The following is a 13,041-nucleotide window of genomic DNA, read 5'->3' as shown; positions in this document are numbered from 1 at the left end:
CTCCTCGGCGATTCGCAAGTCCCGAGGGTTGCGGCATACTCGACGTCTCTGGAGATCCATCAAGCATGCCCGAGCAACTCAATACCCGCGTCGAAGACTGTTTCCAACAAGCCGAATCCTTTTTCAAACGACCTTTCAAACGCCCTGTGGTGAGCCTCAAGCTGCGCGGGCAAAAAGCCGGTGTCGCGCATTTGCACGAGAACCTGCTGCGTTTCAATCCGCAGCTGTACCAGGAAAACACCGAAGACTTTCTCAAGCAGACCGTGGCGCATGAAGTCGCGCACCTGATCGCCCATCAACTGTTCGGCGACCGCATCCAGCCTCATGGCGAAGAGTGGCAACTGATCATGCGCGGTGTTTACGAACTGCCGCCCAACCGCTGCCACACCTACGACGTCAAACGCCGTAGCGTGACCCGCTACATCTACAAATGCCCGTGCCCCGACAGCGATTTCCCGTTTTCGGCGCAGCGACATGGTTTGGTGAGACAGGGGCGGCGGTATTTGTGTCGGCGGTGCAGAAGCACATTAGTGTTCAGTGGCGAGATGCGGGTTGAGTGACCCACATGATCATTCCCACGCTCTGCGTGGGAATGCCGCGATGGACGCTCCGCGTCCACTGTGACGCGGAGCGTCACGGGATGCATTCCCACGCGGAGCATGGGAACGATCTATGTAGCGACCCTGGCACGGCGCAACTCCGCGATCTGCTCAGCGCTATACCCCAACTCCCCCAACACCTGATCGGTATGCGCTCCCAGCGTCGCGCCAACATGCCGCGGCTCAGGCAGCCCTGCTGAAAACTTCAACGGGCAGGCAATCTGCGCCTGAGTCGAACCATCGCCCCTTGGCACCTCAGTCACCAATTCCCGTGCTTTCAACTGCGGATGCCGCACCGCTTCGCCCAGGCTCAATACCGGCTCGACGCACGCATCGACCCCGGCGAACAGCTCACACAACTGGGCAAAGTCGTATTTTTCGAATTCAATTTTCAACGCCTCCTTGAGCGCCTGTTGCCGGGCCGGCTCGGGTGACAGCCCCTGGGCCGCCAGTTCCGGCCGGCCCAGCGCCGCGCAGAGTTGCTGCATGAACACCGGCTCCAGACTGCCCACCGACAACCAGCGTCCATCGCGTGAACGGTAGTAATCGTAGAAGCTACCCCCATTGAGCATCTGCTCTTCCCTGCCCGGCTCCACGCCACAGGCCAGGTACCCGGCACCGGCCATGGCATTCAGGCTGAAGGCGCAGTCGGTCATGCTCACATCCAGATACTGCCCCTGCCCGGTCTGCTGTCGCGCGATCACCGCCGCCAGCAAGCCGATCACCCCATGCAGCGAGCCGCCCGCGACATCCGCCACCTGCATGCCCAACGGCACCGGGCCGCTGTCGGTGCGACCGGTGTAGCTCGAAAGGCCCGCCAGTGCCAGGTAGTTGATGTCGTGCCCCGCGCGATCCTTGTAGGGGCCGGTCTGGCCATAACCGGTGATCGACACATAAATCAGCTTCGGGTTGATCGCTTTCAAGGCTTCATACCCCAAACCCAACCGGTCCATCACGCCGGGACGAAACTGCTCCAGCACGATGTCGTGGTCCTGCAGCAATTGCTTGATCACCTCCAGCGCCTCGGGCTGCTTGAGGTCCAGCGCCAGGCTGCGCTTGTTGCGATTGAGGTAGGCGTGGCTGGCCGACACGCCTTGATCATGCGGCGGCAGCACCCGCAGCAGGTCCATGCGGGTCGGCGATTCGATGCGCAGCACCTCGGCGCCCATGTCTGCCAGCAGCAACGAGGCGAACGGCCCCGGCAGCAGTGTCGAAAAATCCAGAACCTTGAGTGATGCCAGTGGACCGAGCATAAGTGTTCTCCAGTGCAATCCCCCAAGCCTAGGCAGCCGAGGACATTGCAGCAATCACCTTATGTGTCAGTGGCGGTGACCGTTGCGCTCAAATTGCAGGCATGAAAAAACCCGCCGAAGCGGGTTTTTCATGCAGCCAGAGTACTTACTTGACGCTGGCTGGGGTTGGGCCTTCAGCCACACCCAGGTCGTCTACTTCACGCTCGTCGGAGATACCGCGACCGCCGGAAGCCAGCTCGACTTGCAGCTTGTCTTCGTCCAGCTCTTTCACCCACTTGGCGACCACGATGGTGGCCACGGCGTTACCCACAAGGTTGGTCAGCGCACGGGCTTCGGACATGAAGCGGTCGATACCGAGGATCAGCGCCAGGCCGGCCACCGGCAGAGTACCCACGGCCGACAGAGTGGCTGCCAGCACGATGAAGCCACTACCAGTCACACCCGCCGCACCTTTGGAGGACAACAGCAGCACCAGCAGCAAGGTGATCTGGTGAGTCAGGTCCATCGGGGTGTCAGTCGCCTGAGCGATGAACACAGCCGCCATGGTCAGGTAGATCGAAGTACCGTCGAGGTTGAACGAGTAGCCAGTCGGGATCACCAGACCTACAACCGATTTCTGCGCACCCAGGCGTTCCATCTTGATCAGCATGCGTGGCAGCGCGGATTCCGAAGAGGAAGTACCCAGCACGATCAGTAGTTCTTCACGGATGTAGCGAATCAGTTTGATGACGCTGAAACCGTGCGCGCGGCAGATGGCGCCCAGAACCAGAACCACGAACAGGATGCAGGTGATGTAGAAGCAGATCATCAGCTGACCGAGTTGCACCAGCGAACCGACACCGTAGGCACCGATGGTGAAGGCCATCGCACCGAACGCGCCGACTGGAGCGAGCTTCATGATCATGTTGATGATGTTGAACATCACGTGAGCAAAGCGATCGATGAAGTCCAGCACCGGTTTGCCGTAGGCACCCAGGCGATGCAGGGCGAAACCGAAGATCACCGAGAACATCAGCACTTGCAGGATGTCGCCGTTGGCGAAGGCGCCGACGATGGTGTTCGGGATCACGTTGAGGACGAAAGCAATGATGCTCTGGTCTTTACCGGCCGAGATGAAGCCAGCGATTTTGCTGGTGTCCAGGGTCGTCACGTCGATGTGCATGCCGGCGCCCGGTTGCACAACGTTGACCACGACCAGGCCGATCAGCAAGGCGATGGTGGAAACGATTTCGAAATACAGCAGCGCATAGCCGCCGGTCTTGCCGACCGATTTCATGTTCTGCATGCCGGCGATACCACTGACGACGGTACAGAAGATGATCGGCGCGATGACCATTTTGATCAGTTTGATGAACCCGTCACCCAGCGGCTTGAGGGCTACACCAGTCTGCGGGTAGAAGTGACCGAGCAGGATGCCGATAGCGATGGCAACGATCACCTGGAAGTACAGGGATTTATACAGTGGCTGACGAGTCGTCATTGTAAGTTCCTCAAGAGTGCCTCAGTAACAACATCCATCTGTTGCCCCTGACACCTCAATTGCGAACCCTCCTGCACTGGAGGGATTTGTTTTGTCGAGCTGCACGCCGGCAGACCTCTGCGGCTTGTATCGCAAGCGCCGTGCCACCTTCGAAAAAAACCCCGCCAGCCTTGTGACATCAAGGGTTGCAGGTTTTTTTGGGTCACTGACCGGTCACTACGAAGTGGCGGATTTCCGCCCATCAGCCAAACCTCGTCCTGCAATTTGGCGGATATCCGCCTTGTTCATTCTCGACGGGCACCGCTACCATCCATTGCTCAGTGGACGGACCTGCCCCCTATGCGCGAACGCACCATCGCCAGCCATTTCGCCCGCGCCGCCCTCGGTGGCGCGTGTCGGCATGGCTACGACTATTCAAGTCTTTTGCAGCAACTGGGGATCAGCCCCGAGTTGCTCGAGGAGCCGCGCGCCCGAATCGCGCCCGAGCAGTTCGCCCGATTGATCCAAGGGCTGTGGCTGGCCCTGGACGACGAATACCTGGGCTTCGGGCAGGCCCCGAGCAAACCCGGCAGCTTCGCGATGATGTGCCACGCGGTGATCCACTGCCGCACGCTGGAGAAAGCGCTCAATCGCGGCTTATTGTTTTACAGCCTGTTCCCCGGTGCGCCGCGTCTGACGCTGAGCCGCGAAGGCGACAGGGTTCGCCTGAGCCTGGACGATTCGCCGCTGTGGGATCCGGACCACTTCCTCAGCGAAAGTCTGTTGGTGATCTGGCATCGGTTCGGCAGTTGGCTGATCGGCCAGCGCATTCGTCTGGAGCAGGCTACGTTCAGCTACCCGAGGCCCGAACATGGGGCCGAATACGACTTGCTGTTTTCCTGCCCGCTGAGCTTTTCCACCGTAAAGAGCACGACGGCGCAAAGCAGTCTGCTGTTTCACAGTCGCTACCTGAACATGCCGCTGTTACAGGACGAACGAACCCTCAAGCACTTTCTCGAGCGCTCCCCCGCCGACCTGCTATCGCGCCCCGACGAAGGCGACAGCCTGAGCAGCCAGCTGCGGCGCTTGCTCAGCCGCGACAGCGCGCGCTGGCCAGACCTGGAAGCCGTGGCCGCACACCTGCACATCAGCCCGCAAACCTTGCGGCGGCATTTGCGCGAAGAAGGCACGAGTTTTCAGGAATTGAAGGACCAGTTGCGGCGGGACATTGCGATTTATCACCTGGGGCGCGCGGATCTGTCGTTGCAACAGATAGCCGAACAGCTGGGGTTTTCCGAGCCGTCGGCGTTTCACCGGGCGTTCAAGAAATGGACCGGCCTTACGCCTGGGGCTTATCGCGCTCAGGAGAACTGAGTTCTAGTGATCGTTCCCACGCTCCGCGTGGGAATGCAGCCCGGGACGCTCCGCGTCCCTTCCAGAGCCGAACGCAGAGCGTCCGTTGAGGCATTCCCACGCAGAGCGTGGGAACGATCATCCTCGCTAGCCTCGCGGATCGAAGTTATCCAGCACCCGATTCACGGCCAGCTCCCCGAGCATGACCACGGATTGAATCCCCAACATCATGTTGCGATGTGGCATGTCCATCAATCCGGCGAACTCGCTGAGCATCATGCTGGCTGATGCCAGGGATTCGCAGGCGTTGACCAGCAGGGTTTCGTTATCGACCTCGGTGCCGACATGGTAAATGGTGCTGGGCTTTCGCTTGGTGTCTTTGGGAATGTCCGGTTTGAGGTAGTAATCGAGGGCGCGGTCGGCGGCTTCGTTGAGTTTTTTCGAATCGAGGGATTCGTAGGGGGATGCTGGATCGGTTTCAGGTGGGTTGGGTGTAGGTTTGAACATGGCGAAACTCCGTGATTGATTGAGCCGCCACGACCTATCGCTAAACAAGTAAAGGTGGCGGCTGTACGCAGGTTAGCGATCCGGGTCACAGAAACCCCGGGTAGACTCGAAGGTCTCCCACGCACAGCCACCATTACGCGAATTGCAGGCACTAAAAACTGCAATCAGAACTTGGGCGCTTTTGCGTCTGTGTATGGGATCGGATCGCTAAACCCGATCGCTGATTCGTCAGCGACCGGCAAAGGATAGAGCCCGCGCCCCAGGCGCACTAGCCGGCGGATTCTGGCGTAGTCGTAGGCAGCGGCGCAAGGATGTGTAGCCTGAGTGAGTGTCTGGAGATGTGTTTTAAACACCGTTGTTTATGATCGTTCCCACGCTCCGCGTCCCTTTCCAGAGCTGGAACGCGGAGCGTCCCTTGAGGCATTCCCACGCGGAGCGTGGGAACGATCAGTGACAGGATCAAACCACCGGAAAATGAATCCGGAACGCCGCCCCGCCCATTGGCGAATCCCCCAGCGTCAGCTTGGCGCTGTAGCTTTCGATGATGTCCTTGACCACCGCCAACCCGATCCCCTGCCCCGGATGCTGACGATCAAGCCGTTCGCCCCGCTGCAGAATCCGCGCACGCTGATCCGGTGGCACGCCAGGCCCGTCGTCTTCGACGCACAACTCAATCCCGCTGAGGGTTTCGCGCACGCTGATACGCACTTCGCCGAGGCACAGGCGATAGGCGTTTTCCAGCAGGTTGCCCATCATTTCCAGCAAGGCGCCTTGTTCGATCGGCACGTAACACTGCTCCGGCAGATCGAAAGCGACCCGCACCTGTTTGTCGCGGTAGACCTTGTCCAGGGTGTCGCAGAGGCTTTGCAACACCGGGCGCAGGCGCACCTGGTGGCGCACCAGCCCGCTTTTGCGCAGGCTGGCACGTTGCAACTGATAGCCGATCTGCTGGCTCATGCGTTCGATCTGGGTTTGCAGCACCCAGGCCTGCTCGCGCTCTTGCGGCTTTTGCGCCATGTCTTCGCTGACCCCTTGCAATACCGTCAGCGGGGTTTTCAGGCTGTGGGCCAGGTCGTCGAGGGAATCGCGATAACGGCTGCGCTGCTCGCGTTCGCTGTGCAATAAACGGTTGAGCGAGCCGGTCAGGCGCAGCAATTCACGCGGGTGTTGTTCGCTGAGGCTTTCCCGGGTGCCGCTTTCGATCTGGTCCAGCTCCTGGCTCAGCCGGCGCAACGCCTGCAAGCCCCAGGTCAGGCCGATCCACAGCAAGGCGAGCAACACCAGCAAGGCTGCGCCGAAGCCCAGATAAAGGTTTTCCCGCAGGCCTTCGAGGGTGATTTCGTATTCGCGCACCGGTTGCAACGCGACAATGCTGAACGCCGCACTTTTGCCACCCAGCAGTTTGACCTCGACGTCATAGACGAAGAACTCTTCGCCATTGGCTTCGCGAATCCTTGCGAACTCATTACCGCGTCCGTCGTAACGCGGTTTGTAGTTGATCTTCTCTTCCTGGGTGGCTTTCGAGCGCCAGACCAGATGAGCTTCGCGGTCAAAGATGTAGCCGAGCAAACGGCTGTCGGTGAGGTTGAAGCGCTCGTCGGGCAGCTGCGCCGGCATCTGTAGGGTGTTGTTTTCCACCCGGGCAGCAGAGATCAGCGTGGTGACGTCCGACGCCAGGCGCTGCTCGATAGAGTCCTGCAACGCCAGGCTGAACGCCCCCTGCATCGCAGGCAACAACGCCAGCATGAACAACACCGCCAGGATCGTGGCGGCGAGCATCAGCCGGACGCGAAGGGAACGAATCAAGTGCAGCGCTCATTGAACAGGTAGCCAAGGCCACGCACGGTATCGATCGGCTTGAAGCCGGCCGGGCCTTCGAGTTTGCGGCGCAAGCGGCCGACCAGCACTTCGATCACATTCGGATCGCGCTCGCCGTCATCCGGATAGAGCTGCTCCATCAAGCGGTCCTTGGCCACCACTTGCTGGTGATGGCGCATCAGGTACTCGAGGATCCGGTACTCGTAGGCGGTCAGCGCCAGCGGTTGTTCGTCAAGGGAGGCCTGCTTGCGGTTGAGATCGAGCAGCAAGGGGCCGGCAACGATGGTCGACTGGGTGAAACCGCTGGAGCGGCGCAGCAAGGCATTGAGCCGGGCGTCCAGCTCTTCGAACTGGAACGGCTTGACCACGTAATCATCAGCGCCGGCGGCGAGGCCTTCGACCTTGTCCTGCCAGTTGCCCCGCGCGGTGAGGATCAGGATCGGGAACGTCTTGCCCCGGGAGCGCAATTGACGAATCAGATCGAGCCCGCCCATGCCCGGCAGACCGAGGTCGATCACCGCCAGGTCATGGTTGAATTGCTCGGCCTGGTACAACGCTTCCTCGGCGTTGGCCACGGATTCGACCACGTGGCCGCTATCGGTCAGGCGGGTTTGCAGGTGATGGCGCAATAGCGCTTCATCTTCGACGACCAGCAATTTCATAACGCTCTCCTAGGCAAATCAACATCTCCAAAGACAAACTTCAATGGCTGACAAGGCGACCTGTGGGAGCGAGCCTGCTCGCGATAGCGGTGGGTCAGCCAATATTAATGCTGAAGGTACCGCCGTCATCGCGAGCAGGCTCGCTCCCACAGGTTGCGCGGCTTAACCGACTGGCCGCGAAACGTTTTTTTAGAAAGCGTAGTTGGCGGACAGGTAGGTCTGGGCGCTGCTGGTCAAGTCCAGCGAACCCTGTTTGCTGCCGCCGCGCTCGCTCATCTCGGTGCTGGCGTTGCTGCGCAGGTAACGGTAACCCAGCTCGACCGAGGTGTTTTGCGAAACTTGCTGCAATACACCGACCTGGCCGCCAATGGCGTAACCGATATCGCTGTCGCGGCTGAAGCCTGGCGAATCCTGGGTCAGTTTGGTCAAACCAGCCGTGGCACCGCCGAACAGTTTGGTGCTGCCGCCCACCGGGTAGAACAGATCGTAGCTGCCCAGCAGGTTTTCCTGACGCAGTTTAATGCCATTGTGCGAGCCCGATACGTTGTCGTAAGTGGCGTAGTAGCGGCCCTTGCTGTCTTGCTGGCCCAGACGCACGCCCCAGGTGTTGTCCTTGCCAATCACCCCGTCGGCGTTCGGGTGGTTGAGGTTGTCGTTCAGGGCGCTGGATTTTTTAACCTTGTCGCTGGTCTGGCCAAAGGTCAGGCCGGCGAAATTGGTGGTGTCGGCGTGGGCCGCCACACTGGCGCCCATCATGGTGAAAGCCAGAAGCAGTTTTTTAAAAGTAGTCATTGGGGAGTTTCCTCATGCGCTATGTGCTTTTTGGGTACGGGGCAAGGTTACTGACCCCTCCCTGTACTGCCCCTGAACGCACTCTGAACCTGAGCTGAATCAAATCGACTACGCTGTTCTCACGATTACTAATATGGAGATTTGATCATGCGTGTGTTCCTCGCCCTCGTGTTACTGGCTCTGAGCGGGGTCAGCCAGGCCGCCATCCAGACCCAGGAAATTCCCTACCAGAGTGCCGACGGCACCAAGCTGATCGGCTATTACGCCTACGACGACGCCATCAAAGGCCCGCGCCCGGGCGTGGTGGTAGTGCATGAGTGGTGGGGCCTCAACGACTACGCCAAGCGCCGCGCCCGTGATCTGGCCGGTCTGGGCTACAGCGCGCTGGCGATTGACATGTTTGGCGACGGCAAGAACACCGAACACGCCAAGGACGCCATGGCCTTCATGCAAGCGGCATTGAAAGACAGCGCAGCGGCCAGCGCGCGGTTTCAGGCCGGGCTCGACTTGCTGAAGAAACAACCGCAAACCGATCCGAATAAACTGGCGGCCATCGGCTATTGTTTCGGCGGTAAGGTGGTGCTGGATGCGGCGCGTCAAGGCGTGCCGCTAGCGGGCGTGGTGAGTTTCCACGGCGCCCTGGTGACCAATACGCCAGCGACGCCTGGCAGCGTGAAGGCGAAAGTCCTGGTGGAGCATGGCGCCCTGGACAGCATGGTCACGGCGGAAAACGTGGCAGCGTTCAAGACGGAAATGGACAAGGCCAAAGCCGACTACACGTTCGTCACCCTCGAAGGCGCCAAGCATGGGTTCAGCAATCCCGAGGCGGATCGCCTGAGCCACGGTGACCATGGCGGGCCGGACATTGGTTACAGCAAGACCGCGGATGAGAAGTCCTGGGCGGACATGCAGGCGTTTTTCAAGAAGATATTTGGCTGACACAATGATCGTTCCCACGGTCCCCGTGGGAATGCCGCCCGGGACGCTCCGCGTCCCTTCGACGGTGTGACGCAGAGCGTCACTGGATGCGTTCCCACGCAGAGCGTGGGAACGATCAAGCTCCCAGCTACTACCCAGCCTCAAGGCAACCCGGCAAAATGCCCGTCATGAATCCCGTCCCCGCCCTACCCGTCTGCTGCACCCCACTCGACGCCCATTGGCCGCTGCCGTTTGTGCTGCCCGATACGGTCCTGTTGGGTACCCACTTCGATACCAGGCAACTGGCCAGTGATGATTTCCAGCGCAGCGCCATCGATCCGCCTGCGAGCATCCAGCGTTCGGTCGCCAAGCGCCAGGCCGAGTTTCTCGCCGGGCGAGTCTGCGCTCGGGCGGCGTTGCAACAACTGGAAGGGCTGAGCTTCATTCCCGCCATCGGCGAAGACCGCGCACCGGTATGGCCGGCGCACATCACCGGCTCGATCACCCACAGCACTGGCCGGGCCGCAGCAATAGTCGCGAACAAGGCGCACTGGCGCGGATTGGGGATGGACCTGGAAAACCTGCTCGATGCCGAGCGCGCCGAACGCCTGGCCGGGGAAATCCTCACGGAGCCTGAGTTGCAGCGCATGGCTGCCGGGGCTGGCGATCAATTGGCAATGCTGGTGACGCTGACGTTTTCGGTGAAGGAGAGCCTGTTCAAGGCGCTCTACCCTATTGTGCAGAAGCGCTTCTATTTCGAACACGCCGAAGTGCTGGAGTGGAGCGCGGGCGGCGAAGTGCGGTTGCGGTTGCTGACTGACCTGTCCAGTGAATGGCGTCACGGCACTGAGCTGGATGCGCAGTTTGCGGTGATGGATGGGCAGTTGTTGAGTCTGGTCAGTATCAAGGCCTGAGGATGTGTAGCGGTCATTCTGGCCTCATCGCGAGCGGGCTCGCTCCCACAGTTGATCTCTGTTGTTCACAAAATTGTGTGTTCACAGGCGATCCAATGTGGGAGCGAGCAGGCTCGCGATGAGGCCCTCAAATACACTTACAATCTCACCGCCGCTCCTGATTCCTCGGCCAGCTCAAACTGAAACAGGCCCCGCCCAGGCTTTTGCTTTTGCCGATCAATGCTCGCCCGTCATGCCAATGGATGATTCGCCGCACAATCGATAACCCCAACCCATGCCCGCCCGAAGCGCGAGTGCGGCTGTCATCGAGGCGCAGGAACGGGGTGAAGATTTTCTCCCACGCCGTTTCCGGCACGCCCGGCCCGTCATCCTCGACATCCACCCGACAGCGCTGCTGCCCAACCTGATAACTGACGGTCACCCGTGAGTGGGCGTGGCGCATGGCATTGCTCACCAGGTTCTGCAACGCCCGGTGCAGGTAGCGTGGCTCGGCCTCGACCCAGGCGTCGTCGCAATCAGCGGCCGACAGGCACAAACCGCGCTGCACCGTGACCTCGGCGCGCAACGGCGCCAGTTCTTCGATCACCTGATTGACCAACGCATCCAGATCGATCCGCTGAAAATTCAGCGCCGGCGAACCCTGCTCCAGCCGCGCATAGGTGAGCATCTCGTCGACCAGCCGATCGAGGTCCTCGATGTCGTGGTCCATCCCTTCGCGGTATTTTTCCAGCGCCTCAGGCGTGGTGGCCGAGCCGATCATCTCCAGGCCAAAACGCAAACGCGCCACCGGCGTGCGCAGTTCATGGGACACGGCGCGCACCAGTTCTCGCTGAATCGCCAACAATTGCTGCAAGTGCTCGGCCATGCCGTTGAACGCCGAAGCCAGACGCCCCACCGAGTCCGCGCCGCGTGCCGGCACGCGGGTTTCCAGGCTGCCCTTGGCGATGCGCGTGGCAGCGGCTTCCAGCCCGCGCAAACGGCGCTCCAGTTGACGCACCAACAGATAGACGATCAAACCGATAAGGCTCAGGCCAAGGGCCGCAATCAGCACCAGCCACTCGGGCGGGTAAGGATTCATTTGATACAGCGGTCCGATTTCCAGTACCCACGGCGTACCGACCATGCCGGCAAACACCCGAATGGAATCGCCGCCCTTGCCCAGCGCCATCACCGTGTCGCCTTCGGATACGCGGCGGCTCTGATCTTCGTCCATGTCGGCCTGATCGATCGTGACCAGCCGCAGATCAAAGCCGAAACCCTTCTCTTCCTTTAACTGCGCCAGACGCTTGGGCTGCTCGGCCACCGGGTAGCGCACCAGTTCATCGGCCAACAGGTAAATGGTCGCTCGCGCCAGTTGCTCGCTGATCTGCTGGACTTCCCCGGTGAGCACCAGTTGTTCCTTGTCGCTGACCAAGCGGTAAACCTTTGCCGCGTGCGGGCCGGTCTGCTCCACCAGTGCCTGACCGCGCAGCACGCGGGTGCGCTGGGTCAGGTCGAGGTCGGTCTGGGGGAATGTCTTCAGCGCCAACGGAATCCCGAGCAAGCGCTCCCACACCAGCAAGGCCCGGTGACGCTCGGTTTCGTTCATCGGTTGCAGGTTGTCGGCCATCAACGAGAACGTGCCGTGGGCCAGACGCTCGCGGTATTGCTCGCTGCGCACCTGGTTAAGCAGGTGTAAGGCCAGCACGCCGAGCACGGCCACCAGAATCAGCGCCGCGCACATACCGCCATAAATGCGCAGGAAGATCGAGTTCACAGCGACAAGTCTGCGCAGGCTTCGGGAACGAACAGATAGCCTTTGCTGCGGATGGTTTTGATCAGCCGCGGATGCTCCGGGTCATCGCCGATCTTCGGGCGGATGCGTGAGATGCGCACGTCGATGGAACGGTCCTGGCCGTCATAACCGATACCGCGCAGCGCGGTGAATATTTCTTCGCGAGACAGAATACGCCCGGCGTTGGCCACCAGTAGCCAGAGCAAATCGAACTCGGCGCTGGTCAACTCGATGCCTTTGTCATGCAGCCAGGCCTCGCGCAACGCGTTGTCCACCACCAACGGGCCGAACTGCAGACGCCGCTGTTTTTCCGGGGCTGCTTCAGGCGCTTCGCTACGCCGCAACAAGGCCTGGATGCGCGCCAGCAGCAGGCGTGGGCGAACCGGTTTGCAGACGTAGTCATCAGCGCCGAGGTCGAGGCCGAGGATCTGATCGGTGTCATCGGTGCGTGCGGTGAGCATCAGGATCGGGCCGTCATACTTGTCGCGAACCTTGCGGCAAATGCTCAAGCCGTCTTCACCAGGGAGCATCAGGTCGAGGATTACCAGGTCCGGTTTCTCCTTGATGATGCGTGCCGCGGCAAGGGCGCCGTTGCCCTCAATCGAGACGCGCAGGCCATTGGCTTCAAGGTAGTCGCGGGTCAGTTCGGCCAGACGCTGGTCGTCCTCGACAATCAATACCTGCCAGACTTCTTGCTCCACGGTGACCTCTGCTTGCCAACATCACTTTAAAAGGAAGGATCCGCCCGTCTTTTTGTAATGATTGGGGAGGATAAGAATGCATCTGCATTGGCCGATTGTATAAACGGCGCACGTCTGGAACACAAGCGGGTAAATGCGTTCGGACCCAGCGGTTTTTTGTGATAGGGTTCGCGCCCTTAAAAATCCGAATGACTGATTTCAATCGCTGAAAATCAGTGAAAAACGGTCCGCTCCAGCTAGGTCGCGGCCTACACGCTCGTTCCACCTTTCACACACAATTTACGCACAGGT

At 60.4% G+C, this 13,041-nt stretch carries 12 protein-coding genes; 4 read left to right on the top strand and 8 right to left on the bottom strand.

Going from position 1 to position 13,041, the window contains the following annotated elements; translation table 11 throughout:
* The first annotated feature begins 65 nt into the window (after nucleotides 1-65).
* Nucleotides 66-560 (top strand): SprT family zinc-dependent metalloprotease, encoded by a 495-nt coding sequence (locus tag ACQKPC_RS19615; protein WP_427625964.1) that lies wholly within the window; start codon nucleotides 66-68, stop codon nucleotides 558-560.
* A gap of 110 nt (nucleotides 561-670) precedes the next feature.
* On the opposite strand, the gene ACQKPC_RS19610 is transcribed toward ACQKPC_RS19615, so the two are convergent.
* Nucleotides 671-1,852: a CaiB/BaiF CoA transferase family protein gene (locus tag ACQKPC_RS19610; RefSeq protein WP_427625963.1), complete on the bottom strand. Its 1,182-nt coding sequence runs from the start codon at nucleotides 1,850-1,852 to the stop codon at nucleotides 671-673.
* Nucleotides 1,853-1,997: 145 nt separating this feature from the next.
* On the bottom strand, nucleotides 1,998-3,332 hold the full coding sequence (locus ACQKPC_RS19605) for a dicarboxylate/amino acid:cation symporter (RefSeq protein ID WP_038979460.1): 1,335 nt from the start codon (nucleotides 3,330-3,332) through the stop codon (nucleotides 1,998-2,000).
* A 339-nt stretch (nucleotides 3,333-3,671) separates the two neighbouring features.
* Here ACQKPC_RS19605 and ACQKPC_RS19600 point away from each other — a divergent pair, with 339 nt between their 5' ends.
* Complete coding sequence (locus tag ACQKPC_RS19600; protein ID WP_427625962.1) at nucleotides 3,672-4,685, top strand: AraC family transcriptional regulator; 1,014 nt, start codon at nucleotides 3,672-3,674, stop codon at nucleotides 4,683-4,685.
* A gap of 126 nt (nucleotides 4,686-4,811) precedes the next feature.
* Here the strand turns inward: ACQKPC_RS19600 and ACQKPC_RS19595 are convergent, their stop codons facing one another.
* From ACQKPC_RS19595 to ACQKPC_RS19580, 4 genes are all read right to left on the bottom strand, one after another.
* Entirely contained in the window at nucleotides 4,812-5,171 is a 360-nt protein-coding gene (locus tag ACQKPC_RS19595) for a DUF6124 family protein (protein WP_427625961.1), read from the bottom strand.
* Nucleotides 5,172-5,630: 459 nt separating this feature from the next.
* Nucleotides 5,631-6,977, bottom strand: coding sequence for an ATP-binding protein (locus ACQKPC_RS19590; protein ID WP_427625960.1), 1,347 nt, complete (start codon nucleotides 6,975-6,977; stop codon nucleotides 5,631-5,633).
* On the bottom strand, nucleotides 6,974-7,651 hold the full coding sequence (locus tag ACQKPC_RS19585) for a response regulator (RefSeq protein WP_007899104.1): 678 nt from the start codon (nucleotides 7,649-7,651) through the stop codon (nucleotides 6,974-6,976). The genes ACQKPC_RS19590 and ACQKPC_RS19585 overlap by 4 nt, the downstream gene beginning before the upstream one ends.
* Before the next feature lie 189 nt (nucleotides 7,652-7,840).
* Nucleotides 7,841-8,443, bottom strand: a complete 603-nt coding sequence (locus tag ACQKPC_RS19580; RefSeq protein WP_052966606.1) for a hypothetical protein — start codon at nucleotides 8,441-8,443, stop codon at nucleotides 7,841-7,843.
* A gap of 147 nt (nucleotides 8,444-8,590) precedes the next feature.
* Here ACQKPC_RS19580 and ACQKPC_RS19575 point away from each other — a divergent pair, with 147 nt between their 5' ends.
* On the top strand, nucleotides 8,591-9,382 hold the full coding sequence (locus ACQKPC_RS19575) for a dienelactone hydrolase family protein (RefSeq protein ID WP_123495870.1): 792 nt from the start codon (nucleotides 8,591-8,593) through the stop codon (nucleotides 9,380-9,382).
* Between the two features lie 167 nt (nucleotides 9,383-9,549).
* Nucleotides 9,550-10,275 carry a 4'-phosphopantetheinyl transferase family protein gene (locus tag ACQKPC_RS19570; protein ID WP_427625959.1) on the top strand — a complete coding sequence of 242 codons (726 nt, stop codon included), beginning with the start codon at nucleotides 9,550-9,552 and terminating at the stop codon, nucleotides 10,273-10,275.
* Nucleotides 10,276-10,420: 145 nt separating this feature from the next.
* On the opposite strand, the gene ACQKPC_RS19565 is transcribed toward ACQKPC_RS19570, so the two are convergent.
* Together ACQKPC_RS19565 and ACQKPC_RS19560 are read right to left on the bottom strand one after the other, a co-directional pair.
* On the bottom strand, nucleotides 10,421-12,031 hold the full coding sequence (locus ACQKPC_RS19565; protein ID WP_008071764.1) for an ATP-binding protein: 1,611 nt from the start codon (nucleotides 12,029-12,031) through the stop codon (nucleotides 10,421-10,423).
* Nucleotides 12,028-12,750 carry a response regulator gene (locus ACQKPC_RS19560; protein ID WP_427625958.1) on the bottom strand — a complete coding sequence of 241 codons (723 nt, stop codon included), beginning with the start codon at nucleotides 12,748-12,750 and terminating at the stop codon, nucleotides 12,028-12,030. The genes ACQKPC_RS19565 and ACQKPC_RS19560 overlap by 4 nt, the downstream gene beginning before the upstream one ends.
* Nucleotides 12,751-13,041: the final 291 nt, after the last annotated feature.

Source organism: Pseudomonas sp. NPDC089918 (assembly GCF_050280605.1).
Taxonomy (GTDB): domain Bacteria; phylum Pseudomonadota; class Gammaproteobacteria; order Pseudomonadales; family Pseudomonadaceae; genus Aquipseudomonas.
Note: the sequence above shows the minus strand (reverse complement) of the source record. Positions and strands in the feature narration are given on the sequence as shown.